Origin of the sequence: Klebsiella sp. TF21-TM (genome assembly GCF_019753495.1) — a bacterium.
GTDB classification, from domain to species: Bacteria; Pseudomonadota; Gammaproteobacteria; order Enterobacterales; family Enterobacteriaceae; genus Klebsiella; species Klebsiella quasipneumoniae.
Map to the genome: position 1 here is coordinate 166,109 of NZ_JAIJYL010000010.1, position 24,032 is coordinate 190,140.

General features: G+C 61.0%; 21 protein-coding genes and 1 pseudogene. 17 read left to right on the forward strand and 5 right to left on the reverse strand.

The window, feature by feature from the left end; all coding sequences use genetic code 11:
- Window positions 1-85 precede the first annotated feature (85 nt).
- The 7 genes from K5R89_RS12210 to K5R89_RS12240 all read left to right on the forward strand — a co-directional run bounded on the left by K5R89_RS12210 (window position 86) and on the right by K5R89_RS12240 (window position 7,729).
- Entirely contained in the window at window positions 86-1,606 is a 1,521-nt protein-coding gene (locus tag K5R89_RS12210) for an FGGY family carbohydrate kinase (RefSeq protein ID WP_110243922.1), read from the forward strand.
- A 160-nt stretch (window positions 1,607-1,766) separates the two neighbouring features.
- Entirely contained in the window at window positions 1,767-2,702 is a 936-nt protein-coding gene (locus tag K5R89_RS12215) for a D-ribose ABC transporter substrate-binding protein (RefSeq protein WP_023288769.1), read from the forward strand.
- A 43-nt stretch (window positions 2,703-2,745) separates the two neighbouring features.
- Entirely contained in the window at window positions 2,746-3,366 is a 621-nt protein-coding gene (locus K5R89_RS12220; RefSeq protein WP_032455053.1) for a DUF2291 family protein, read from the forward strand.
- A 1-nt stretch (window position 3,367) separates the two neighbouring features.
- Complete coding sequence (locus K5R89_RS12225; RefSeq protein ID WP_023288767.1) at window positions 3,368-4,912, forward strand: sugar ABC transporter ATP-binding protein; 1,545 nt, start codon at window positions 3,368-3,370, stop codon at window positions 4,910-4,912.
- A 17-nt stretch (window positions 4,913-4,929) separates the two neighbouring features.
- Window positions 4,930-5,997, forward strand: a complete 1,068-nt coding sequence (locus K5R89_RS12230) for an ABC transporter permease (RefSeq protein WP_023288766.1) — start codon at window positions 4,930-4,932, stop codon at window positions 5,995-5,997.
- 60 nt (window positions 5,998-6,057) lie between these two features.
- Window positions 6,058-6,855: an SDR family oxidoreductase gene (locus tag K5R89_RS12235; protein ID WP_002893589.1), complete on the forward strand. Its 798-nt coding sequence runs from the start codon at window positions 6,058-6,060 to the stop codon at window positions 6,853-6,855.
- 88 nt (window positions 6,856-6,943) lie between these two features.
- Complete coding sequence (locus K5R89_RS12240) at window positions 6,944-7,729, forward strand: SDR family oxidoreductase (RefSeq protein WP_023288765.1); 786 nt, start codon at window positions 6,944-6,946, stop codon at window positions 7,727-7,729.
- Window positions 7,730-7,781: 52 nt separating this feature from the next.
- On the opposite strand, the gene K5R89_RS12245 is transcribed toward K5R89_RS12240, so the two are convergent.
- Window positions 7,782-8,387 carry a glutathione S-transferase family protein gene (locus K5R89_RS12245; RefSeq protein ID WP_217259374.1) on the reverse strand — a complete coding sequence of 202 codons (606 nt, stop codon included), beginning with the start codon at window positions 8,385-8,387 and terminating at the stop codon, window positions 7,782-7,784.
- Between the two features lie 254 nt (window positions 8,388-8,641).
- Between K5R89_RS12245 and K5R89_RS12250 the strand changes: the two genes are divergently transcribed.
- A complete protein-coding gene (locus K5R89_RS12250; protein WP_023288763.1) occupies window positions 8,642-9,535 on the forward strand; it encodes a LysR substrate-binding domain-containing protein in 894 nt (297 codons plus the stop codon).
- Here the strand turns inward: K5R89_RS12250 and K5R89_RS27430 are convergent.
- Together K5R89_RS27430 and K5R89_RS27435 are read right to left on the reverse strand one after the other, a co-directional pair.
- Window positions 9,532-10,467: a mechanosensitive ion channel family protein gene (locus tag K5R89_RS27430; protein WP_306064786.1), complete on the reverse strand. Its 936-nt coding sequence runs from the start codon at window positions 10,465-10,467 to the stop codon at window positions 9,532-9,534. The two genes, K5R89_RS12250 and K5R89_RS27430, sit on opposite strands and share 4 nt — an antisense overlap.
- A pseudogene (locus K5R89_RS27435) lies at window positions 10,368-10,788 on the reverse strand (hypothetical protein). Before K5R89_RS27435 ends, K5R89_RS27430 begins: the two are co-directional and overlap by 100 nt.
- 225 nt (window positions 10,789-11,013) lie before the next feature.
- On the opposite strand from K5R89_RS27435, the gene ivy reads away from it, so the two are divergent.
- Entirely contained in the window at window positions 11,014-11,460 is a 447-nt protein-coding gene (gene ivy, locus K5R89_RS12260) for an Ivy family C-type lysozyme inhibitor (protein WP_048334336.1), read from the forward strand.
- 46 nt (window positions 11,461-11,506) lie between these two features.
- On the opposite strand, the gene betT is transcribed toward ivy, so the two are convergent.
- On the reverse strand, window positions 11,507-13,540 hold the full coding sequence (gene betT / locus K5R89_RS12265; protein WP_023288760.1) for a choline BCCT transporter BetT: 2,034 nt from the start codon (window positions 13,538-13,540) through the stop codon (window positions 11,507-11,509).
- A 128-nt stretch (window positions 13,541-13,668) separates the two neighbouring features.
- On the opposite strand from betT, the gene betI reads away from it, so the two are divergent.
- The 3 genes from betI to betA are packed head-to-tail and all read left to right on the forward strand — an operon-like array spanning window position 13,669 to window position 17,420.
- Window positions 13,669-14,256: a transcriptional regulator BetI gene (betI, locus tag K5R89_RS12270; protein ID WP_023288759.1), complete on the forward strand. Its 588-nt coding sequence runs from the start codon at window positions 13,669-13,671 to the stop codon at window positions 14,254-14,256.
- Between the two features lie 13 nt (window positions 14,257-14,269).
- Window positions 14,270-15,742, forward strand: a complete 1,473-nt coding sequence (gene betB / locus K5R89_RS12275) for a betaine-aldehyde dehydrogenase (protein ID WP_132134088.1) — start codon at window positions 14,270-14,272, stop codon at window positions 15,740-15,742.
- Window positions 15,743-15,755: 13 nt separating this feature from the next.
- A complete protein-coding gene (gene betA / locus K5R89_RS12280; protein WP_217259373.1) occupies window positions 15,756-17,420 on the forward strand; it encodes a choline dehydrogenase in 1,665 nt (554 codons plus the stop codon).
- Window positions 17,421-17,560: 140 nt separating this feature from the next.
- Here betA and K5R89_RS12285 read toward each other — a convergent pair whose 3' ends face one another.
- Window positions 17,561-18,256 carry a GNAT family N-acetyltransferase gene (locus K5R89_RS12285; RefSeq protein WP_217259372.1) on the reverse strand — a complete coding sequence of 232 codons (696 nt, stop codon included), beginning with the start codon at window positions 18,254-18,256 and terminating at the stop codon, window positions 17,561-17,563.
- 205 nt (window positions 18,257-18,461) lie between these two features.
- On the opposite strand from K5R89_RS12285, the gene K5R89_RS12290 reads away from it, so the two are divergent.
- The 5 genes from K5R89_RS12290 (at window position 18,462) to K5R89_RS12310 (ending at window position 23,526) form a co-directional block, all read left to right on the forward strand.
- Window positions 18,462-20,030, forward strand: coding sequence for an ABC transporter substrate-binding protein (locus tag K5R89_RS12290; protein WP_023288755.1), 1,569 nt, complete (start codon window positions 18,462-18,464; stop codon window positions 20,028-20,030).
- Window positions 20,031-20,150: 120 nt separating this feature from the next.
- Window positions 20,151-21,173 (forward strand): ABC transporter permease, encoded by a 1,023-nt coding sequence (locus K5R89_RS12295; RefSeq protein WP_044521521.1) that lies wholly within the window; start codon window positions 20,151-20,153, stop codon window positions 21,171-21,173.
- Window positions 21,173-22,006 (forward strand): ABC transporter permease, encoded by an 834-nt coding sequence (locus K5R89_RS12300; protein WP_032455042.1) that lies wholly within the window; start codon window positions 21,173-21,175, stop codon window positions 22,004-22,006. Before K5R89_RS12295 ends, K5R89_RS12300 begins: the two co-directional genes overlap by 1 nt.
- Entirely contained in the window at window positions 21,999-22,835 is an 837-nt protein-coding gene (locus tag K5R89_RS12305; protein WP_217259371.1) for an ABC transporter ATP-binding protein, read from the forward strand. Before K5R89_RS12300 ends, K5R89_RS12305 begins: the two co-directional genes overlap by 8 nt.
- Window positions 22,822-23,526, forward strand: a complete 705-nt coding sequence (locus K5R89_RS12310) for an ABC transporter ATP-binding protein (RefSeq protein WP_032455040.1) — start codon at window positions 22,822-22,824, stop codon at window positions 23,524-23,526. Before K5R89_RS12305 ends, K5R89_RS12310 begins: the two co-directional genes overlap by 14 nt.
- Window positions 23,527-24,032: the final 506 nt, after the last annotated feature.

A 24,032-nucleotide genomic window follows, 5' to 3' on the forward strand; every position in this document is an offset into this window, starting at 1 on the left:
CATCATGGCCTGCGTAGACGCATGAGACGGTGGAAAAGATCCCGTCTCCGCTGTTCCAGGACACCGGGTGACCGAGGAGAGCACGATGCAGGCGACAGCAAAAGAGTTCATCATTGCCCTGGATGAAGGCACCACCAACGCCAAAGCGGTGGTGCTGGATAGCCGGGGTAAGGTTATCGTCAAATTCTCGCAGCCGCTGGCGATCCAAACGCCGCGCGACGGCTGGGTGGAGCAGTCGGGCGAGGCGCTGGTGGCCGCCTCGCTGGCGGTGATCGCCAGCGCGATAGCCCACGTCGGCGCGGAAAACGTCGCCGCGCTGGCCATCAGCAACCAGCGGGAAACCGCCATCGGCTGGTATCGCGACAGCGGCAAACCGATTAACGCGGCCATCACCTGGCAATGCACCCGCAGCGCCGCGTTCTGCGACACGCTGCGTCACGATCGTCAGGAACAGCGGATTAAACAGGCCACTGGCCTGCCAATCGCCCCGCTGTTCTCGGCCTCCAAAATGCGCTGGCTGCTGGATGCGACTGCCGATGGCCACCTGCGCGCCGAACGCGGCGAGATTTGCCTCGGCACCATCGACAGCTGGCTGCTGTGGAATCTGACCGCCGGAGACGCCTTCTGCTGCGACTACTCCAATGCCGCCCGCACCCAGTTGTTGAATCTGCACCGCGGCGAGTGGGACAACGAGATGCTGGCGCTGTTCGGCATTCCGCGCGCGGCGTTACCAGAAATTAAACCGTCGAGCGGCCTCTTCGGCCATACCAAAGGGCTGGCCGCCATTCCGGACGGTATTCCCATTATGGCGATGATCGGCGACTCCCACGCGGCGCTGTTCGGCCACGCGCTCGGCGAAGCGGGCTGCGTGAAAGCCACTTACGGCACCGGTTCATCGGTGATGGCGCCAGTCAAATCGGCGCAGTGCGATATCGAGGCGCTGGCGACCACTGTCGCCTGGCACGATGGCGACCAGCTGGTGTGGGGTCTGGAAGGTAATATTCCCCACACCGGCGATGCCGTCGCCTGGATGGCGGACAGCACTGGCCTGAGCGAGCTCTCTGCCGCCGAGCTGGCCCATGAGCTGAACACCCTTCCCGCCTCCGTTGATTCGACCCTCGGGGTGTACTTCGTGCCGGCGCTGACCGGCCTCGGCGCCCCCTGGTGGGACGACAGCGCCCGCGGCGTGATCTGCGGCCTGAGTCGCGGGGTGAAACGCGCGCATCTGATCCGCGCGGCGCTGGAATCCATCACCTATCAGATTGCCGACGTGGTGGTGGCGATGCGGCAACATGAAGAGTTCACTCTGACGGCGCTGATGGTGGACGGCGGGCCGACCAACAATGACTGGCTGATGCAATACCAGGCCGATCTGCTCGGCTGCCCGGTGATGCGCAGCGACGTACCGGAGCTGTCCGCCATCGGCGCGGCGTTGCTGGCGCGCAAAGCGCTCCATCCGGGGTCGACCGCCGACCTGCAGGCCTTCTTAACCGAACACAGCACCTTTCAGCCCGATATGGCCCGCCACCAGCGCTTGCAAACGCGCTGGCAGGAGTGGCGCCATGCGGTCGACCGAACATTATGGAAACCGGACTCGCCAGCCTGACCGCCAGACTGCGCGACGACATGCATTCACTTATCACAGGAGAAACCCGGCCCATAACGATATCGCTATCCCTGAATGTATTCAGGGGAAATTTCAGACCGTAAAAGCCTGCCCGCTCAGGGGCTCATTTGTTCGAATATAAAAATACAGGAACAGAGTCATGAAATTACGTAAAACCCTTTTAACCGCTGCTACCCTGACCGCCTTATCCTTTGCCGCGCACGCCGCGGAGAAAGGCACCATAATGATCATGGTCAACTCGCTGGATAACCCGTATTACGCCTCGGAAGCCAAAGGCGCCAGTGAAAAAGCGCAAGCTCTCGGCTATAAAACCACCGTGCTGTCCCATGGCGAAGATGTCAAAAAGCAGAATGAGCTTATCGACACCGCCATTGGTAAAAAGGTGCAGGGTATTATTCTTGATAACGCCGACTCCACCGCCAGCGTCGCCGCCATTGAAAAGGCCAAAAAAGCCGGCATTCCGGTGGTCTTAATTAACCGTGAAATTCCGGTTGATGATGTGGCGCTGGAACAAATTACCCACAATAACTTCCAGGCCGGCTCCGAGGTCGCCAACGTCTTCGTCGAGAAGATGGCGGAGAAAGGCAAATACGCCGAGCTGACCTGCAACCTCGCCGATAATAACTGCGTCACCCGTTCTAAATCTTTCCATCAGGTCATTGACCAGTATCCGGATATGGTCAGCGTAGCCAAACAGGATGCCAAAGGGACCCTGATCGACGGCAAGCGCATCATGGACAGCATTCTGCAGGCTCACCCGGACGTGAAAGGCGTGATCTGCGGCAACGGGCCGGTGGCCCTCGGCGCGATTGCGGCGCTGAAGGCGGCCAACCGCAGCGATGTGATCGTCGTCGGCATCGACGGCAGCAACGATGAGCGCGACGCCGTGAAGGCCGGCACCCTGCAGGCGACCGTGATGCTGCAGGCGCAGGCCATCGCCGCTCAGGGCGTCACCGATCTGGATAATTACCTGCAAAAAGGCGAAAAGCCGGCTAAACAGCGCGTGATGTTCCGCGGCATCCTGATTACTCAGGATAACGCCGATAAAGTCCAGGATTTCAACATTAAGTCCTGAGTTCGGGTGGTTGCGCCCCTGCGGGGGCGCAGAGGAGAGCATTATGTTTAAGAAAACCTGTCTGACGCTGGCCGTGCTGGCGCTTGGGGGCTGTCGCATCGTCTCGCAGCAGGAGCTGGCAGACCTGAAATCGCCGCCCAACCCGCATATGGCAAATATGGATAAAACCTGGCAGCAGAGCATCGTACCGCAGGTGGTGACGAAAGCGCGCCCGGCGGCGGAATTGATGAGCGCGCTCAAGGCGGCAAAAGACATTGATAGCGCCTGCAAAACCCTCGGCTACCGCGCGCAGGACGAAAACCCCTGCATCTTCTACGTCAAGGTTTCAGGAACCGTCAGCAAACTCGATACCGCCTCGCGCAGCGGCAAGATGACCCTGTCCGACCCCAGTGTCGGCAAGGTGACGGTACAGATTGGCCCCACCCTGCGCGGCACCCAGCTGCGCGACGGCTACAGCGGCGCCAGCTATCAGGACTTTAATGACCAGGTGCTGTTCGGCGAGTACAGCAAGAATATCAACAGCCAGGCGGTCAAAATGATTCAGACCGCCAACCTCAAAACCGGCGACAGCGTGGAGGTCTACGGCGTCTTCTCGGCCTGGGATATTCCGCCAACTCTCCCGGAAATTACCCCGGCGAAAATCGTTCACGCGGGGGGGCAATAATATGGCGCCGCAAGAACTCGTCGCTCCCCAGCCCGCTGAGTCCGAAGTGATTATCGAAACCCGCGGCCTGTCACGCGTCTATCCCGGCGTGACCGCCCTGGATAATGTCAATTACCGGGTCTATCGAAATAAGGTCAACGTGCTGATCGGAGAAAATGGTGCGGGTAAATCCACCATGATGAAAATGCTTGCCGGTGTGGAAACGCCCTCCTCCGGGCAAATTATTCTCGATGGCGAAGCGGTTTCATTACATTCGACTCATCAGGCAGAAAAACTCGGCATCAGCATTATTTTCCAGGAGCTGAATTTATTTCCCAATATGAATGTGATGGACAACATCTTCATGGCAAATGAATTCTTTCAGAAAGGACGCATCAACGAAAAATACCAGTACGCGCTGGCCAAATCGCTGCTGGAGCGACTGGAGCTGGATGTCGATCCCTACACCCCGCTGGGCGAACTCGGTATCGGCCACCAGCAGTTAGTCGAGATTGCCCGCGCGCTGTCGAAAGACACCCGGGTGCTGATCATGGACGAACCCACCTCGGCGCTCAGCCAGTCTGAGGTGAAAGTGCTGTTCAAGGTGATCGCGCAGCTTAAGCGCCGCGGGGTGACCATTATCTATATCTCGCATCGCCTCGAAGAGCTGATGGAGATCGGCGACAACATCACCATTTTCCGCGACGGTCGCTTTATCAGCGAGCGTCACGTCAGCGACGCCAGCGTGCCGTGGATCATTGAGCAGATGGTCGGCGATAAGAAAAAACACTTTGATTATCAACCGGCGCCAAAAGGCAACGCGGTGCTTGACGTCAAGGGGCTGACCGCGCTGCATCCCAGCGGCGGCTACAAGCTCAATGACGTTACCTTCACTCTTAGCAAAGGCGAAGTGATCGGCATTTACGGCCTGCTGGGGGCCGGACGCACCGAGCTGTTTAAAGGTCTGGTGGGGCTGATGCCCTGCCAGCGCGGCGAGGTGCATCTCAACGGCGAAAGCATCGGCAAATCACGCTTTCAGCAGCGTCTGAAAAAGGGGCTGGCGCTGGTGCCGGAGGACCGCCAGGGCGAAGGCGTGGTGCAGATGATGTCGATTCAGGCCAACATGACGCTCTCTGATTTCAGCCTGCAGGGGTTTCGCCGCGCCTGGCGCTGGTTGAATCCGCAAAAAGAAGAGACCTGCGTGAAAACGATGATCCAGCAGCTGGCGATCAAGGTCAGCGACGCCAATTTGCCCATCACCTCGCTGAGCGGCGGTAATCAACAAAAAGTGGTGCTGGGTAAAGCGCTGATGACCCAACCGCAGGTGGTGTTCCTCGACGAACCGACGCGCGGCATCGACGTCGGCGCGAAAACCGACGTCTATCACCTGATCGGCAAAATGGCCCAGCAGGGGCTGGCGGTGATGTTTTCATCTTCAGAGCTGGATGAGGTGATGGCCCTGGCCGACCGCATCCTGGTGATGGCCGATGGCCGCATTACCGCCGATCTACCGCGTCATGCGGTGACCCGCGAACAGTTAATCGCGGCTTCAACACCTCAAGATTAATCAGGCTGGAATCCATCATGAACCAGAAATATATGATTTATATGTACCTGCTGAAGGCCCGCACCTTTATCGCCCTGCTGCTGGTGATCGCATTCTTCAGCGTGATGGTACCCAACTTCCTGACCGCCTCTAACCTGCTGATCATGACCCAGCACGTGGCAATCACCGGCCTGCTGGCCATCGGCATGACGCTGGTCATTCTCACCGGCGGCATTGATTTGTCCGTCGGCGCGGTGGCGGGGATCTGCGGCATGGTGGCGGGCGCGCTGCTGACCAACGGCCTGCCGCTGTGGAACGGCGACATCCTCTTCTTTAACGTCCCGGAAGTGATCCTCTGCGTGGCGATCTTCGGCGTACTGGTCGGCCTGGTGAACGGCGCGGTGATCACCCGCTTCGGCGTGGCGCCGTTTATCTGCACCTTAGGCATGATGTACGTCGCCCGCGGCTCCGCGCTGCTGTTTAACGACGGGAGCACCTACCCGAATCTCAACGGTATGGAAGCGCTGGGCAACACCGGTTTCGCCACCCTCGGCTCCGGCACTCTGCTCGGCGTCTATCTTCCCATCTGGCTGATGATCGGCTTCCTGGTGCTGGGCTACTGGCTGACCACCAAAACGCCGCTTGGCCGCTACATCTACGCCATCGGCGGCAATGAGTCCGCCGCCCGCCTCGCCGGCGTGCCGATTGTGAAAGCGAAAATATTCGTCTATGCCTTCTCCGGCCTGTGCGCGGCCTTTGTCGGCCTGATCGTCGCATCACAGCTGCAAACCGCGCACCCGATGACCGGCAACATGTTTGAGATGGACGCCATCGGCGCCACCGTGCTCGGCGGCACCGCGCTGGCCGGCGGCCGTGGTCGGGTGACCGGCTCGATTATCGGCGCCTTCGTGATCGTCTTCCTTGCCGACGGCATGGTGATGATGGGCGTCAGCGACTTCTGGCAGATGGTGATCAAAGGCGTGGTGATCGTTACCGCCGTGGTCGTCGACCAGTTCCAGCAGAAGCTGCAGAGCAAGGTCATCCTGATGCGCCGCCATGAGGAGAAACTGGCCGCCCTCCCCCCCAACGGCGCCACCTCCAGCTAACCGGCAACGATTCACATCTTCCGCCGGGCCTGGTGCCCGGCTCAGCGAAAGGGAAAAAATATGCAACGAGATTTCCAGAACAAAACGGTGGTGATCACCGGCGCCTGCCGCGGCATTGGCGCGGGTATTGCCGAGCGCTTCGCCCGCGACGGCGCAAACCTGGTGATGGTCTCCAACGCCGAGCGCGTTCATGAGACCGCCGAAACCCTGCGTCAGCGCTATCAGGCGGATATTTTATCGCTGCAGGTCGATGTCACCGACGAAGCCCAGGTGCAGGGGCTGTATGAGCAGGCCGCCGCCCGCTTCGGCACCATTGACGTCTCGATTCAGAACGCCGGGGTCATCACCATTGATTACTACGATCGGATGCCAAAAGCCGATTTCGAGAAAGTGCTGGCGGTCAATACCACCGGCGTCTGGCTATGCTGCCGCGAGGCGGCCAAATATATGGTGAAACAGAACCACGGCAGCCTGATCAACACCTCATCCGGCCAGGGGCGTCAGGGCTTCATCTACACCCCGCACTATGCCGCCAGCAAGATGGGCGTGATCGGCATTACCCAAAGCCTGGCCCACGAGCTGGCGCCGTGGAATATCACCGTCAACGCCTTCTGCCCGGGCATTATTGAAAGCGAAATGTGGGATTACAACGACCGCGTGTGGGGCGAAATTCTCAGCACCGAGCAGAAGCGCTACGGCAAAGGCGAGCTGATGGCGGAGTGGGTCGAGGGCATTCCAATGAAGCGCGCCGGCAAGCCGGAAGATGTCGCCGGCCTGGTGGCGTTTCTCGCCTCCGACGACGCCCGCTATCTCACCGGACAGACCATTAATATCGATGGCGGTTTGATTATGTCCTGAGCACGGTAGCCCGGATTAGGCGCGACGCGCCGCTATCCGGGACGTCAGGCTCCCGACGTTCGACACTATATTGAAGAGAATAATCATTATGATCGGTAAAGACTTTGCACAACAGCTGTTTAGCCTGCAGGATCGTGTCGCCTTCGTTACCGGCGCCGGCAGCGGCATTGGCCAGACTATCGCCTGCAGTCTCGCCAGCGCCGGCGCGCGGGTGGTCTGTTTTGATCTTCGCGACGACGGCGGGCTGGCGGAAACGGTCAGTCATATTGAATCTATCGGCGGCCAGGCCTGCGCCTACACCGGCGACGTCCGCCAGCTGGCCGACCTGCGCGCCGCCGTCGCGCTGGCCAAAAGCCGCTTTGGCCGCCTCGACATCGCCGTCAACGCCGCCGGGATCGCCAACGCCAATCCGGCGCTGGCGATGGAGAGCGAGCAATGGCAGCGGGTGATCGATATCAATCTCACCGGGGTGTGGAATTCCTGCAAAGCGGAAGCGGAACTGATGCTGGAGTCCGGCGGCGGGTCGATTATCAACATCGCCTCGATGTCGGGGATTATCGTTAACCGCGGCCTCGACCAGGCGCATTATAACTGCTCCAAAGCCGGCGTGATCCATCTGTCGAAAAGCCTGGCGATGGAGTGGGTGGACAAAGGGATCCGCGTCAATTCCATCAGCCCGGGATATACCGCCACGCCGATGAATACCCGCCCGGAGATGGTGCACCAGACCCGCGAGTTTGAAAGCCAGACGCCGATGCAGCGGATGGCGAAGGTGGAAGAGATGGCCGGCCCGGCGCTGTTCCTCGCCAGCGACGCCGCCTCGTTCTGCACCGGCGTAGACCTGGTGGTCGACGGCGGGTTTGTCTGCTGGTGATCCTCTCCTGCTTCAGGGCGCCACGCTGCGGCGCCCCTCGCCATCCCCGCCGTTAACTCAGGGGATACTGTTGAAACGCCGGCAGCGCCTCTCCTTTCTCCGCCAGCGCGCGGATATGCGGAAACGCCGTTGCCGGCACCACCGTCGGGATCATCAACTGGATAAAGGACCAGACCACCGTGCTGGTGACCAACACCTGGTCCGGCTGCGCGGCGGCAACGCGGTCTGCCAGCCGGGCGTCCCATTCCCGACAGGCGGCGAGCAGTTGACCGGTCACCCGGGCTATCCACGGCTGATGCTGCTTCTCCTCCGGCCGCAGACGGTGCTCATAAACATGCTGGACCGCTTTTTCACTGGCGGCGAGGATCACCCCCAGCAGGTGCAGGTCGCGGGCCAGCACCTCGGGATGCGCGGGAAGCAGCCGGCGTCCAGCGGGATGGGTCGTTTCGAAATATTGGAGGATCAGCGTGGAGTCCATCAGCTGTGTCCCGTCATCGAGAACCACCGTCGGCGCCTTGACCACCGGATTAATACGGGAGAATTTATCAAAGCCGCTAAAGACCGACAGCGGCAGGCTGTCGAATTCCACGCCATAGAGCGCCAGAGAAACCGCCACGCGTCTTACATAAGGTGAATCCATCATACCAATGAGTTTCATCGTCACTCCTGCCTGCGATAAAGGGGTTGCTGGCTTACCTTACTGGAAAACCCGCCCCGCGAATATCAGGGGATGCTTACCGCAAAGGTTAGAAAAACTAACAAATTGGCGCCACGGGATAGTCCGCCTGTCTCCCCTGTGTTATACCGACTGAGAGCGCCTGAAGCCCGTCCACTGTCTGCTCGCGGCGGCTTTAAAACCCGCTAACCCGGTAGTAACGTTAACGTATTGCCCCCCTGACAAGAGAGATGACCATGGCAGATTTTCCCCCTGTCGCCAGCCTGCGCAGCTTTGAGGCGGTGGCGCGCCTCGGCAGCGTGACGCAGGCCGCCCATGAGATGAGCGTGACCCATTCGGCGGTCAGCCAGCACATCAAACAGCTGGAAGCCCTGGTCGGCGTCACACTGTTTGTCCGCCACGGCCGCGGGGTGCGCATCACGGAAGAGGGGCGGCTCTATGCCCTGCAAATCCGCGAGGCGTTACAGCACATCGCCGACGCCACGCGGATGGTGCAGATCAAACCCCGCACGATGGAACTGACCCTGGCGACGCTCCCCTCCTTTGGCTGCCACTGGCTGCTGCCGCGGCTGGCGCGCTTTCAGGCGCGGCATCCGCAGATCGCGGTGCGCCTGCTGACCAGCCTGGCGGTGGTTAACCTGCAGCAGGAGGGTATCGATCTGGCCATTCGCATGGGGCAAGGCGACTGGGAGGGGATGGAAAGCCGACATCTGTTTGCCGATGAACAGCTGGTGGTGGCCGCGCCGCACTATCGCGGCGGCGACCTGCCGACCACCCCGCAGGCGATCGCCGCCAGCGATATCGTTTTTTCCATGGAGTCCTGGAACGCCTGGTGCAGCCAGGCGGGGCTGGAAAAGACAATCATCCCTGCGGGCCTGCGCCTGAACGACTCCAACCTGGTGCTGGAGGCGGTTCGCCTGGGAGCGGGCGTGGCGCTGGAGCGGCGCTCGCTGGTGGCGGGGGCGATAGCCCGCGGCGAGCTGGTGCAGCTCACCGCCGTCACCGTCCCCTACCCCTGGCACTACTGGCTGACCGTCTCCCCGCAGGCGGAGAACCGCCCGGAAGTCGCCCGGTTCATCGCCTGGCTGGAGGAGGAGATCGCCCTCTGGCGCCAGCAGCTCAGCGCTTAGCCTTCCGCCGACGGCGGCAGGCCCGCCCGGGCGGCGTGCTCCTGGGAGAGACGCCAGAAATCGTGCCCGGCGGGATACTGATAGAGGCGCAGGGAAAATTGCCCGGCCACCGCGGTAATGTACTCAAATATCGCCGACTGGGTATTCTCGTAGTCTTTCCACAGCGTCGAAGAGGTAAAGCAGTAAATCTCTAACGGGATGCCCGACGGCGACGGTTTCAGCGTCCTCGCCACAATATACATCTCCTTAATAATATCCGGTCGCTCGGCGAGATAGTGCATCAGGTAGTGGCGAAACAGGGTCAGGTTGGTCAGGCCGTTATCGACAAACCAGCGGTCCGCCACGCCGCCGGGATCCCGACCGTCAAGCAGCGTGGTCAGAGGCTCGCTTACCCCGCGGATGGTCAGCATCGAGGAGAGCATCTCCTGGTTGAGAAAACGCACTGAGTGCTGATCGATGGCGATACTGCGCATGATCCGCCGCGCCCCGGAGGAGAACATCGCCTGCCAGTTGGTATAGGTCTCGGTGAGGAAATTCTTGGTGGGAATACGGGAAATGGTATTGTCCCAGTTACGGATGGTAATGGTGTGCAGCGCGATATCCGTCACCTCACCGCTGAGGTTCTTGTCAGGCATTTCAATCCAGTCCCCCAGCTGGAGCACGTCGTTGGACGACAGCTGAACGTTCGCCACCAGCGACAGCAGGGTATGCTGGAAGACGATCATCAGCACCGCCGCCACCGCCCCCAGACTGGAGATAATAATGATCGGCGATTTGTTCGACATCACGGCGAGGATCATAATCGCCGCCAGGATGTGGACTAAGATTTTGCCTATCTGGATATAGCCCTTAATGGAATGATTTTTACGTTTGGTTTTTCGCAGATAAGAGCTGTTGACAATATCCAGCATCTCGTTGAAAAACACCGACATAAAAATAAAAAACAAGATCCCGCAGATGGTATTAATCGCCGTCACCAGCGATGCCGGCATCGCCGGCATAAACTGCAGAACGTAATAGACGATAATAACCGGAATGAAATTGGACAGCTTTTCGGCGATGCGTCGATCCTTCTCCAGCGGCACGTCCTGTTTATGGCTACCAAAGAAGACCTTACGCACCACTTTAATCAGCAAGAACTTGCATAAAAGGTGGGCAAATATGCCAGAGAGCAGCAGCAGAATAAGGTTAAATCCCACCGCCAGCGCCGGATTACTCTCAATAAACGTCAGTAGATGATTCACATACGCCATGCTTTATCGCCTGAATAACTATGCCATTTCGCTAACTGCTTTATCACAAGGGCATATATTGGAAAATTTTAATCAATCCGCATCATGGCATATCGCTTAGCGTAACGTCCATGCGCGCACCGCTGCTAATCATTCACGGGATTTATGTCATAGTTTGCATTAATCATTATCTACGCTCACTATAAAGAGGCTTGTTATGAGGACGGAATAAGTCCAGGAGGAAACATGTTTAAAACGCTTACCGCTATTATCACCTTAGCCGCCTCCGCCAGCGTCATGGCGCAAGGCGACGTCACGCTGAACAGTCTGGCCCACGATACCGCCACCCGGGCGTCGTTTAACCAGATGGTCAAAGGCCATCAGCTGCCCGCCTGGGTGACCACCGGCGGCACCGGGTCGCCGGCGCAGACGGTGAAGCTGGGTAGCGAATCCTGGCAGGTGTTAAGCGCCTGCAAACCCCACGACTGCGGCCATGAGCGTATCGCGGTGATCTGGTCGGAAAAAACCAAACAGATGTCAGGCGTATACTCGGTGGTCGATGAAAAAACCGACCAGGAGAAGCTGACCTGGCTTAACGTCAGCGACGCCCTGTCCATTGATGGCAAAACCGTGCTGTTTGCCGCCCTCAGCGGCAGCCTCGACAACCACCCGGACGCTTTTAACTACCAGTAACGGCCCGTCGCCCCCGTCAGTCTTTCCCCGACGGGGGCTCCCCTGACTAGCCATCCGGGAACATCACGCTGTTCCCCGGCGCTTCCCTGTGCAGATGGATAAAGTTCAGGTGCCGCTCGTACTGGTCGAGAATATCGGTGATCACCTGCTCTTTGCTGTAGTCCATCAGGTCGTTACCCTGGCTGCCCTCCAGCAGGAAGGTCTCCAGCCGGTAATAGGTGGATTTCCCGCTGCGCGCCCGATAGGTAAAGCCCGGCACCGAGTACTGCTGCGGCCAGATCTTGTAGATAAAGTTCTGCTCGTCGCCCATGTGCACCAGCAGATCGAGGTGACCAAGGTTCTCGCCCTCTTCCGGCGGCAGGCTCTTCAGTTCCACCGCGGCGCCGCGCAGCCGCAGCTCCTGGGCAACCTCCTCCATCGCCGGGAAGCACACCGTCTCCATCATCTGTTTGGTATAGCGCGTGCCCGGGTAATTCATCAGCCGCGACAGGCGCTTCTTCCAGCTCAGCCGATCCTGCAGGCCGAGCGGGCGCGGGGCAGTGTCGCGGCTGGCGCTGACCCGGCGGTAATCTTCCACCTTCAGGGACTTATACAGTCCGGCCATCACGAAGAAAATCACAAAGCTGAACGGCAGCCCCATGATCACCGTGGTGTTCTGCAGCGCCGAGATGCCGTTGGTCATCAGCATCCCGAGGGTCAACAGACCGATAGCCACCGACCAGAAGATGCGCAGCCAGTTCGGGGAGTCGCTGTTGATGTCCTTCAGCTTCGAGGTAAAGTTTCCCAGCACCAGCGCGCCGGAGTCGGCAGAGGTGACGTAGAACAGCAGACCGGTAATGGTCGCCACCGACGCGCTAAAGGTAAACGCCGGATACTGCGCCAGCAGGCTGTAGAAGCCGCGCTCCGGGTGGAGCATCGCCTCCCCGGCAAAGGCCGCGTCGCCGTGGATGATCTCATACAGCGCGCTGTTGCCGAACACCGACAGCCACAGCAGGGTAAAGGTGAACGGAATAATCAGGGTGCCCATCACAAACTGGCGGATGGTGCGCCCGCGCGAAATGCGCGCCAGGAACAGGCCAACGAACGGCGACCAGGCCACCCACCACGCCCAGAAAAAGAGCGTCCAGTTGTTCATCCACTCCACCGGGCGGTCGAAGGCGAAGCTGTTCAGCGTCATGCCCATAAAGCGGTTGACGTAGTCGCCGACGTTCAGCACTAACGCATTGAGCAGGAAGGAGGTATCGCCCATGAACAGCACGAACAGGATCAGCCCCAGCGCGAGGGCGACGTTCAGCTCGGAGAGCACGCGGATGCCCTTGTCCACCCCGGAGGTGACCGAGATGGTGGCGATGATCACCGACAGCGCTATCAGGGCCGCCTTCGCCGCCAGCGAGTCAGGAATATCGAACAGCACGCTCAGACCGTAGTTGAGCTGCACCACGCCAATGCCGAGGGTGGTGGCGATGCCGAAGATGGTGCCGATCACCGCCGCGATATCGACGCTGTGGCCGATGGGGCCATTAATCTTTTTCCCGAAGATAGGATAGAGCGCCGAGCGGATGGTGAGCGGCAAATTATAACGATAGCTAAAGTATCCTAGCGCCATGCCCATCAGGGCATACATCGACCAGCCGGTGAGTCCGTAGTGGAATAGCGTCCACACCATCGCCTGGCGCGCCGCCTCGATGGTCTGCCCCGCCCCTTCCGGCGGCTGCATATATTGCGTCACCGGTTCGGCGACCGAGAAGAACATCAGGTCGATGCCGATCCCGGCGGCGAACAGCATCGCCGCCCAGCTCAGCAGGCTGAACTCGGGCTTAGACTGCTCCGGCCCGAGCTTCACCGAGCCGAAGCGCGAACAGGCAATGCAGACGACGAAGACGATATACAGCGTCGCCGCCAGCAGATAGTACCAGCCGAAGGTTTTCGACACCCAGTCCAGGGTGCGCCCAATCCACTCGGCAGAAAAATCGCGAAAAAAGATCGTCATCAGGGAAAACAACAAAATCAGTCCGGCCGAGGTATAAAAAACCACCGGATTGATTTTGTCCTTTTCTCTGTTTTGCGAAAGATCTGTCATCCAGTATCCCCACTGTTTTTGTAACTATTAAAATTCAATAACGTAACAATTAAGACACATTTTATATTGAACGTCCAATCAAAAACCGCTTTAATAGTTAACCAACGCTGATGAATGGAGTGGCAAAAATGCCCAAACTGGGGATGCAGCCAATCCGGCGCAGGCAACTGATCGACGCCACGCTGGACGCAATAAATGAAGTCGGAATGCACGACGCGACCATCGCGCAGATCGCCCGGCGGGCGGGCGTATCGACGGGGATCATCAGTCACTATTTCAAAGACAAAAATGGTCTGCTGGAAGCGACCATGCGCGACATCACCAGCCAGCTGCGCGACGCGGTGCTTAACCGTCTGCACGCCCTGCCGGACGGCAGCGCCGGAGAGCGTCTGCAGGCGATAGTCGGCGGCAACTTTGATGAGACGCAGATCAGCAGCGCGGCGATGAAGGCCTGGCTGGCCTTCTGGGCCAGCAGCATGCACCAGCCGATGCTCTACCGCCTGCAGCAGGTGAGCAGCCGCCGCCTGCTGTCAAACCTGGTGTACGAGTTCCGCCGCGAGCTGCCGCGCGAGCAGGCCCAGGAGGCCGGCTACGGGCTGGCGGCGCTGATAGACGGCCTGTGGCTGCGGGCGGCGCTCAGCGGCAAACCGCTGGATAAGACGCTGGCGCAGTCGCTGACCAGCCACTTTATTCGTCAGCATTTACCGAACCCATAACCGAGGAGGCGTTATGTCCCGAATGGCAGAACAGCAGCTTTATATTAATGGTGGTTATACATCGGCCACCAGCGGTCGCACCTTCGAGACCATCAACCCTGCCACTGGCGAGGTGCTGGCGACCGTTCAGGCTGCCGGACGCGAGGATGTCGACCGCGCCGTTGAGAGCGCGCGGCGCGGGCAAAAAATCTGGGCGGCGATGACCGCCATGGAACGCTCGCGCATCCTGCGTCGCGCCGTCGATATCCTGCGCGAGCGGAACGACGAGCTGGCAAAGCTGGAAACCCTCGACACCGGTAAAGCGTATTCCGAAACCTCAACCGTGGACATCGTCACCGGCGCCGACGTGCTGGAGTATTACGCGGGGCTGATCCCGGCGCTGGAAGGCAGTCAGATCCCCCTGCGCGAGACGTCGTTCGTCTACACCCGCCGCGAACCGCTGGGTGTGGTGGCCGGGATCGGCGCGTGGAACTATCCGATCCAGATCGCCCTGTGGAAATCGGCGCCAGCGCTGGCCGCCGGCAATGCAATGATTTTCAAACCGAGCGAAGTCACCCCGCTCACCGCCCTCAGGCTGGCGGAAATTTACAGCGAAGCGGGCCTGCCGGACGGGGTGTTTAACGTCCTGCCGGGCGTGGGTGCGGAGACCGGCCAGTACCTGACTGAACATCCGGGCATCGCTAAAGTCTCCTTTACCGGCGGCGTCGCCAGCGGCAAAAAGGTGATGGCCAACTCCGCAGCCTCATCGCTGAAAGAGGTCACCATGGAGCTGGGCGGTAAATCGCCGCTGATTATTTTCGACGATGCGGATCTCGATCTCGCGGCCGACATCGCCATGATGGCCAACTTCTTCAGCTCCGGCCAGGTGTGCACCAACGGCACCCGCGTGTTCGTCCCCGCGAAGGTTAAGGCGGCGTTTGAGCAGAAAATCGTTGAGCGCGTGGGCCGCATCCGCGCGGGCGATCTGTTCGATGAAACCACCAACTTTGGCCCGCTGGTCAGCTTCCCGCACCGTGACAATGTGCTGCGCTACATCGCCAAAGGCAAAGCAGAAGGCGCGCGCCTGCTGTGCGGCGGCGACGTGCTGAAGGGCGAAGGCTTTGACAACGGCGCATGGGTGGCCCCGACGGTGTTTACCGACTGCACCGATGAGATGACCATCGTGCGCGAGGAGATCTTCGGCCCGGTGATGTCCATCCTCACCTACGCGTCCGAAGAAGAAGCGATCCGCCGCGCCAACGATACCGACTACGGTCTGGCGGCGGGTATCGTCACTGCCGACCTGAACCGCGCCCACGGCGCCATTCATCAGCTGGAAGCCGGCATCTGCTGGATCAACAGCTGGGGGGAATCCCCGGCGGAGATGCCGGTCGGCGGTTATAAGCACTCCGGTATTGGCCGCGAGAACGGCGTGATGACCCTGCAGAGTTACACCCAGGTGAAGTCCATCCAGGTTGAGATGGGTAAATTCCAGTCCATATTTTAACCGGGAGGTTTTTTTGCAATTTGACTACATCATTATTGGCGCCGGCTCCGCCGGCAACGTTCTGGCGACACGACTGACTGAAGATCCAAACACCACCGTCCTGCTGCTGGAGGCCGGCGGCCCGGACTACCGGTTCGATTTCCGCACCCAGATGCCCGCCGCGCTGGCTTACCCGCTGCAGGGCAAACGCTACAACTGGGCCTACGAGACCGAACCGGAGCCCTATATGAACCACCGCCGCATGGAGTGCGGGCGCGGCAAAGGGCTCGGCGGCTCCTCGCTGATTAACGGCATGTGCTACATTCGCGGCAACGCTCTGGACCTCGATAACTGGGCCGCCGCCCCTGGACTGGAACACTGGAGCTATCTCGACTGCCTGCCCTACTACCGGAAAGCGGAAACCCGCGATATCGGGCCCAACGACTATCACGGCGGCGATGGCCCGGTGAGCGTCACCACGCCGAAGCCGGGCAATAATCCGCTCTTCGAGGCGATGGTTGAAGCCGGGGTGCAGGCGGGGTATCCGCGCACCAACGATCTCAACGGCTACCAACAGGAAGGTTTTGGTCCGATGGACCGCACCGTGACGCCGCAGGGCCGTCGCGCCAGCACCGCCCGCGGCTATCTCGACCAGGCGCGCGGTCGCCCCAACCTGACCATCCGCACCCATGCGCTGACCGATCACATTATTTTTTCCGGCAAGCGCGCGGTGGGCGTCGAGTGGCTGGAGGGGGAAAGCACTATCCCGTCAAAAGCGACGGCCAACAAAGAGGTGCTGCTGTGCGCCGGGGCGATTGCCTCGCCGCAGATCCTGCAGCGCTCCGGCGTCGGCAACCCCGAGCTGCTCAGGCAGTTCGATATCCCGGTGGTGCACGATCTCCCCGGCGTGGGTGAGAATCTGCAGGACCATCTGGAGATGTACCTGCAGTACGAGTGCAAAGAGCCGGTGTCGCTCTACCCGGCGCTGCAGTGGTGGAACCAGCCGAAGATCGGCGCCGAATGGCTGTTCGGCGGCACCGGGATCGGCGCCAGCAACCAGTTTGAAGCGGGCGGTTTTATCCGCAGCCGCGCAGAGTTCGCCTGGCCGAACATTCAGTACCATTTCCTGCCGGTGGCGATTAACTACAATGGCTCCAACGCGGTGAAAGAGCACGGCTTCCAGTGCCACGTCGGCTCGATGCGTTCCCCCAGCCGCGGCCACGTGCGTCTGAAGTCGCGCGACCCGCACGCCCATCCGGCGATCCTGTTTAACTATATGTCCCATGAGCAGGACTGGCAGGAGTTCCGCGACGCCATTCGCATCACCCGGGAGATCATGAACCAGCCGGCGCTGGATAAGTATCGCGGCCGCGAAATCAGCCCGGGTATTGACTGCCAGAGCGATGCCGAGCTGGATGAGTTTGTGCGCAACCACGCCGAGACCGCGTTCCACCCGTGCGGGACCTGTAAGATGGGTTACGACGAGATGGCGGTGGTCGACGGCGAAGGCCGGGTCCACGGTCTGGAAGGAGTGCGGGTGGTCGATGCGTCAATTATGCCGCAGATCATCACCGGCAACCTGAACGCCACCACCATTATGATCGGCGAGAAGATGGCTGACGCCATTCGCGGCCGCCAGCCGCTGCCGCGCAGCACGGCGGCGTATTATGTCGCTGGTGACGCGCCGGTTCGCCGCTAATCGTTTAGGCCGGACGGCGGCTATGCCTTGCCCGGCCTACGGTCCGGGCGGCCAGCGGTTAATGTAGCCACTTACGCCACCGGTATCGGCGGCGTCAAAATCGCAGAGGCGTTCCCGGAAGGTCGGGACAGCCTCTGATGTTAGCGAAACGCCTCCAGGCGTTTGATCTGCTGCCCGTCGGCAGTAAAGTTCTCCACCGCCAGCCACGCCCGCAGCGCCGCATCGCGCGCAGGCCACTCGCCATCGATGATGGACAGCATATCGCTGTCGCGCGTCCGCCCTTTGCGCACCAGCCTCTGCCGCAGGCGCCCTTCCCAGCTAAAGCCCAGCCGCTCGGCGGCCCGGCGCGAGGCGACATTCATCGAATCGCATTTCCACTCCAGCCTACGGTAGCCATGATCAAAGCCGTTCTTCAGCAACAGCCAGACCGCTTCCGTTCCGAGCGGGGTGTTTTTCATCCGTCGCGACCAGGTGACATGGCCGATCTCAACCGTGCCCATTTCCCGTTCGATCGCCATATAGCTGACGATACCCACCGCCTGCTCGCTACGCAGGTCAATCACCGCGTACGGCACCAGGGCATCATCATTCACCTTGCCCGCGATCCAGTGGGCGGTCGCCGCCACGCTCTCCGGCCGCGTAGACGCCAGCCACGTCCAGTCGCTGTTGTCGCCTAGCGCATAGGCGGCAAACAGATCCGCCGCATGACGGTCAACGTCCAGCGGCTCCAGTCGACAAAAACGGCCATTTAACGCCATTCGCCGCAGGACTCGCGCCCCCTGCCAGCCAGGGACAAGATCGTTCACCTGCTGGCCAAACTCATTGATTTCCGGCACACCCACCTCCTCGCAATAGACAATGCGTTATAGCAAGAAGCCAGCAGCGGAGAAAGGCGCTTCTGCACGCCTGGCAATAACCTGTCGTTCTTGATTATGCGTTTTTAGCATAAGGATATCCTTATTTTGACTTTACGCCTTTTGGCAAGCGGCCTAACGTAGCGAAGCATAAAAAATTAAAATAACCATTTTTCAGGGATTGCATATGACCAAGAAACTGTTGCCTTTACTGGTACTGACGGCGCTCTCCGCCGCCGCGCATGCCGCCACGCCTCCCAACACGCTGGTGGTCGCCCAGGGTCTCGACGATATCGTCAGCCTCGACCCGGCGGAAGCGAACGAACTCTCCAGCATTCAGACGGTGCCCAGCCTCTACCAGCGCCTGGTACAGCCGGACCGCAACAACCCTGAAAAAATCGTGCCGATCCTCGCCGAAAGCTGGCAGGCCGACCCGGCGACGAAAACCCTGACCATCAAACTGAAGCCGGATGCCAAATTCGCCTCCGGTAATCCGCTGCGCCCGGAAGATGTTATTTTCTCTTACACCCGCGCGGTGACGCTGAATAAATCGCCGGCGTTTATTCTCAACGTGCTCGGCTGGCAGCCGGACAACATCGCCAGCCAGCTGAAAAAGGTTGACGACCATACCCTGACGCTGCACTGGACTGCCGACGTCAGCCCGGCGGTGGCGCTGAATATACTCTCCACCCCCATCGCCTCCATCGTTGATGAAAAACAGGTGGCGCCGAACGCGAAAAATAACGACTTCGGCAACGACTGGCTGAAGATGCACTCGGCGGGCAGCGGCGCCTATAAAATGCGCGTCTACCAGCCGCATCAGGCCATCGTGCTGGAAGCCAACGCCAGCTCCCCCACCGGCGCGCCGAAGATCAAGAGCATCATTATTAAAAACGTCCCCGACCCGGCTTCCCGCCGCCTGCTGATCCAGCAGGGGGATGCCGACGTAGCGCGCGATCTCGGCGCTGACCAGATTGCCGCCCTGCAGGATAAACCCGGCGTGAAGGTGCTGAGCATCCCGTCCGCCGAGCAGAACTATCTGGTGTTTAATACCGCCAACAGCGCCAACCCGCTGCTCAATAATCCGGCCTTCTGGGAGGCGGCGCGCTGGCTGGTCGATTATGAGGGCATCACCAAAAATCTGCTGAAAGGCCAGTACTTTATTCACCAAAGCTTCCTGCCGGCCGGCCTGCCGGGGGCACTGGAGACCAATCCATTCGCCTTCGACCCGCAAAAAGCTAAGGCTATCCTTGATAAAGCGGGCATTAAGGATGCCCACTTCACCCTCGACGTGGAGAACAAACCGCCGTTTATCACCATCGCCCAGTCGCTGCAGGCCAGCTTTGCCCAGGGTGGGGTGAAGGTGGATCTGCTACCCGCCGCCGGCAGCCAGGTCTATGCCCGGGTGCGCGCGAAGCAGCATCAGGCGGCGATCCGCCTGTGGATCCCGGACTACTTTGATGCCCATTCCAACGCCAGCGCCTTTGCATGGAACGATGGTAAATCCAGCACCGTGGCCGGGCTCAACGGCTGGCAGATCCCTGAGCTGAATAAAGCCACCCTCGCCGCGGTGGCGGAGCCGGACCCGGCAAAACGCCTCGACCTGTACAAAACGATGCAGGAAACCCTGCTGCAGCATTCGCCATACGTCTTTATTGACCAGGGGAAAACCCAGATCGTGGTGCGCGATAACGTGAAGGGCTATCAGCAGGGGCTGAACGCCGACATGGTCTGGTACGATAACGTGACCAAGTAAGCGGGTTATGTTACCGGGCATGGCGGTCTCGCCCTGCCCGGATGACCGTTTCTCCACCCGGACCCGGTGGACGTCGCGCCGCCGGGAACCATGTTGATATACCAGGAATTTCCATTTTCCATGCCATCGTTTTCCACTCATCTTACCCGCCTGCTGCAGGGGCTGTTGACCCTGCTGCTGACGCTGTTCGGGCTGCTGCTGGTCACCTTCTCGCTCTCCGCGCTGTCGCCGGTCGACCGCGTACTGCAGATCGTCGGCGACCATGCCAGCCAGTCGACCTATGATCAGGTTCGCCATCAGCTGGGTCTCGACCAGCCGCTGCCGGTGCAGTTCTGGCACTACCTGGTCAACCTGGCCCATGGCGATCTCGGTATCGCCAGCGCCACCGGCCAGCCGGTGCTCCACGATCTGCTGGCGGTCTTCCCGGCGACCCTTGAGCTGGCAACCCTGGCGCTGATCGTCGGCGCGGTACTGGGCATCGTCGCCGGGGTGCTGTGCGCCCGTTACGCCGGTTCGCCGTGGGATCTGGCGGTGCGCACCTTTACCCTGTTGGGCAACTCGGTGCCGATATTCTGGCTCGGCCTGCTGATGCTGGCCCTGTTCTACGCCCGGCTGCAGTGGGCGCCGGGCCCGGGTCGTCTCGACGATATTTATCAGTACACCGTCGAGCCGCGCAGCGGTTTTGCGCTGATCGACACCTGGCTCTCCGGCGATACAGCGGCTTTCAAAAATGCTATCGGCCATCTGCTGCTGCCGGGGCTGGTGCTGGCCTATTACTCGCTGGCGAGCATCACCCGTCTGACCCGCTCCGCCTGTCTCAGTGAAATGAACAAAGAGTACATTCTGCTGGCGCGGGCCAAAGGGGCCGGTGAGATGACGATTCTGCTGCGTCACGTTCTGCCCAATATCCGCGGCACCCTGCTGACGGTGACCGCCCTCGCCTGGACCTCAATGCTCGAAGGGGCGGTGCTCACCGAAACCGTCTTCTCATGGCCGGGGATCGGCCGCTACCTCACCACCGCGCTGTTCGCCGGAGATACCACGGCGATCATGGGCGGCACGCTGCTGATCGGCGTGAGTTTTGTGCTGATCAATAACCTGACCGACCTGCTGGTGCGGTTAACCGACCCGAGGGTGCGCTGATGCCGACTTATCTGTTTTTACGCCGTCTGCGCCGCTCACCCGCCGCCTTCTGCGGTCTGACCCTGGTGATCCTGTTGGTGCTGACCGCGCTGTTCGCCCCGTGGCTGGCGCCGCACGATCCCAACTGGCAGGATGCCGCCGCCCGTCTGCAGGGGCCGGGCGCGGGGCACTGGCTCGGCACCGACAGCTACGGCCGCGATCTGCTGTCGCGCCTGCTCTACGGCGCCCGTCCAGCGCTGGGTCTGGTCGCGCTGGTGACCGCCATTACCCTGCCCGTCGGTCTGCTGGTGGGTATTCTCTCCGGCTACTATGGCGGGTGGCTGGAGCGGATACTGATGCGCTTTACCGACGTGGTGATGTCGATGCCGCGGCTGATCCTCGCCTTCGCGTTCGTGGCGATGCTCGGCCCGGGGCTGGTCAACGGCGCGCTGGCGTTAGCCCTGACTACCTGGCCGGCCTACGCCCGGCAGGCGCGCAGCGAAATTCAGCGCCTGCGCCATAGCGATTACCTCGCCGCGGCGGAGATGCTGGGCATCCGCGGCTGGCGGCTGCTGGTCGGCCATATTCTGCCGCTGTGTCTGCCGTCGGCCATTGTCCGGCTGGCGCTCGATCTGGCGGGCATTATCCTCGCCGCCGCCGGGCTCGGCTTTCTCGGCCTTGGCGCCCGCCCGCCGATGGCGGAGTGGGGAGCGATGATTGCCGACGGGATGCAGGTGATTTTCGATCAGTGGTGGATCGCCGCCATCCCCGGCGCGGCGATCCTGCTCGCCAGCCTGGCGTTTAACCTGCTGGGCGATGGCCTGCGCGATATTCTGGAGCCGCAACATGACTGACATCCGACTGACCGTCCAGGGACTCGCCGTCGACTACCCCACCGCCCGGGTGGTAGACAACGTCAGCTTCACCCTCGGCAACGAGCGACTGGCGCTGGTGGGCGAATCCGGCTCCGGCAAATCGATGACCGCCCGGGCGCTGATGGGCCTGGTGCGCAAGCCCGGGGTGGTGAGCGCCGAACGGCTGGAGGTGCTGGGGCGCGAAGTGCTGACCCTCAGCGCCCGCGGCTGGCGCGAACTGCGCGGCAACGATATCGCCATGGTGCTGCAGGATCCGCGCTATGCGCTGAATCCGGTGCAGTCCATTCAGACGCAGCTGGAGGAGGCGTTAACCCTGCATCAGCGTCTCCGCCGCCGCGCTCGCGCCGAGGCGGTCAAAGACGCCATCGCCGCCGTCGGTCTGGATCTCCCGGTCCTCAGCCGCTATCCCGGCGAGCTCTCCGGCGGGATGGGGCAGCGGGTGATGATCGCCCTCGCGCTGCTCAATAACCCGAGGGTGCTGATAGCCGACGAGCCGACCTCGGCCCTTGACGCCCGCCTGCGCAACCAGATCCTCGAGCTGCTGGTGGAGCAGTGCGCGCAGCGGCAGATGGCCATGTTACTGATCAGCCACGATCTACCGCTGGTGGCCGCGCATTGCGATCGCGTGCTGGTGATGTACCAGGGGAGACAGGTCGATGAGATGCCGGCGCGGGCGCTGCCGACCGCGACGCACCCTTATACCCGCACCCTGTGGACCTGCCGGCCAAATGCGCAAACCTACGGTCAGATGCTGCCGACCCTCGACAGAACCCAGGACTTTACGGAGACGACCCATGGCGATCGTTAATCTTAAGGATCTACAGGTAACATTCGGCGCGAAGACGGCGGTTTCCGCCGCCAGTTTCCGTGTCGACGCCGGGGAAACCTTCAGCCTGATCGGCGCCTCGGGCTGCGGCAAATCGACGATTTTGCGCGTGCTCGCCGGATTACAGCGCGAATGGCGCGGCAGCGTGGCGCTGCTGGGCCAGGCCATCGCGCCGGGCGCCCGCTTTCAGGGCGAGCTGCGACGCAATGTGCAGATGGTGTTTCAGGATCCGTATGCTTCGCTGCATCCCAACCATACCCTGTGGCGCACCCTGGCGGAGCCGCTGCAGATCCACGGCATCCGCGACGTTGCCCCGCGGGTGACCACCGCCCTTGAGCAGGTGGGTCTGGCCGCCGACGCCGCACGCCGCTATCCGCACCAGCTCTCCGGCGGTCAACGGCAGCGCGTGGCCATTGCCCGTGCCCTGCTGCTGCGTCCGCAGATCCTGCTGCTGGATGAGCCGACCTCGGCGCTGGACATGTCGGTGCAGGCGGAAATCCTCAATCTGCTTAATCGCCTGAAACAGGAGCACGGCATGACCTATCTGCTGGTCAGCCACGATGCCGACGTCATCGCCCATATGTCCGATCGGGCGGCGTTTATGGCGGAGGGTGTGATCCAGCGCTTTTTCGATCGCGAAGCGCTGCTCAACGGGGAACACCGGATGAAGTGAGGTCAGCGGAGGAGCCATCGTTTTGTCGGTGGCGCTTCGCTTACCCGACCTGGGGTCCGTGCGGCCTGTCGTTCATTTATTCACCAGCCTTGCTGAAACTGCCGGTGCTGGCGGCCTCAACATCGCTGAGACGTTCCCGGCAGGCCGGGGGTACAGGGGGCGGCGACTGGCCGCCCCCTGTGCGCTCCCTGCGCCATGATTGACATAACGCAGAAGACTAACCGGGAGCGCAATATGCCCGGAATTAACATAGAAGTTGTAGCCCTGCCAGGCGCACTGCGAACAAGGACATTTCCGGTTGTGCCGTTATTTTGCCGGGTGGCGGCTGCGCCTTACCCGGCCTACGGGGTCCTCTCACAGGCTCATACCTCGTAGGCCCGTGCAAGCGCAGCGCCGCCGGGCAAGATATCAGGCACGGTATCCGTGGTGTTGCCGGGTGGCGGCTGCGCCTTACCCGGCCTGGAGGGTTCGTGCGACCTGTCGTTAATATATTCACCATGGTTGCT

What these genes read in the sequence shown, in the direction of transcription:
- K5R89_RS12235 (WP_002893589.1), top strand. Translation starts at nt 6,058, where the DNA reads ATGCAACGAGATTTCCAGAACAAAACGGTGGTGATCACCGGCGCCTGC.
- K5R89_RS12300 (WP_032455042.1), top strand. Translation starts at nt 21,173, where the DNA reads ATGCCGACTTATCTGTTTTTACGCCGTCTGCGCCGCTCACCCGCCGCC.
- K5R89_RS12245 (WP_217259374.1), bottom strand. Translation starts at nt 8,387, where the DNA reads ATGAAACTCATTGGTATGATGGATTCACCTTATGTAAGACGCGTGGCG.
- K5R89_RS12220 (WP_032455053.1), top strand. Translation starts at nt 2,746, where the DNA reads ATGTTTAAGAAAACCTGTCTGACGCTGGCCGTGCTGGCGCTTGGGGGC.
- K5R89_RS12305 (WP_217259371.1), top strand. Translation starts at nt 21,999, where the DNA reads ATGACTGACATCCGACTGACCGTCCAGGGACTCGCCGTCGACTACCCC.
- betB (WP_132134088.1), top strand. Translation starts at nt 14,270, where the DNA reads ATGTCCCGAATGGCAGAACAGCAGCTTTATATTAATGGTGGTTATACA.
- betT (WP_023288760.1), bottom strand. Translation starts at nt 13,540, where the DNA reads ATGACAGATCTTTCGCAAAACAGAGAAAAGGACAAAATCAATCCGGTG.
- ivy (WP_048334336.1), top strand. Translation starts at nt 11,014, where the DNA reads ATGTTTAAAACGCTTACCGCTATTATCACCTTAGCCGCCTCCGCCAGC.
- K5R89_RS12230 (WP_023288766.1), top strand. Translation starts at nt 4,930, where the DNA reads ATGAACCAGAAATATATGATTTATATGTACCTGCTGAAGGCCCGCACC.
- betI (WP_023288759.1), top strand. Translation starts at nt 13,669, where the DNA reads ATGCCCAAACTGGGGATGCAGCCAATCCGGCGCAGGCAACTGATCGAC.
- K5R89_RS27430 (WP_306064786.1), bottom strand. Translation starts at nt 10,467, where the DNA reads ATGTCGGTGTTTTTCAACGAGATGCTGGATATTGTCAACAGCTCTTAT.
- K5R89_RS12290 (WP_023288755.1), top strand. Translation starts at nt 18,462, where the DNA reads ATGACCAAGAAACTGTTGCCTTTACTGGTACTGACGGCGCTCTCCGCC.
- K5R89_RS12295 (WP_044521521.1), top strand. Translation starts at nt 20,151, where the DNA reads ATGCCATCGTTTTCCACTCATCTTACCCGCCTGCTGCAGGGGCTGTTG.
- K5R89_RS12240 (WP_023288765.1), top strand. Translation starts at nt 6,944, where the DNA reads ATGATCGGTAAAGACTTTGCACAACAGCTGTTTAGCCTGCAGGATCGT.
- K5R89_RS12310 (WP_032455040.1), top strand. Translation starts at nt 22,822, where the DNA reads ATGGCGATCGTTAATCTTAAGGATCTACAGGTAACATTCGGCGCGAAG.
- K5R89_RS12225 (WP_023288767.1), top strand. Translation starts at nt 3,368, where the DNA reads ATGGCGCCGCAAGAACTCGTCGCTCCCCAGCCCGCTGAGTCCGAAGTG.
- K5R89_RS12250 (WP_023288763.1), top strand. Translation starts at nt 8,642, where the DNA reads ATGGCAGATTTTCCCCCTGTCGCCAGCCTGCGCAGCTTTGAGGCGGTG.
- K5R89_RS12210 (WP_110243922.1), top strand. Translation starts at nt 86, where the DNA reads ATGCAGGCGACAGCAAAAGAGTTCATCATTGCCCTGGATGAAGGCACC.
- K5R89_RS12215 (WP_023288769.1), top strand. Translation starts at nt 1,767, where the DNA reads ATGAAATTACGTAAAACCCTTTTAACCGCTGCTACCCTGACCGCCTTA.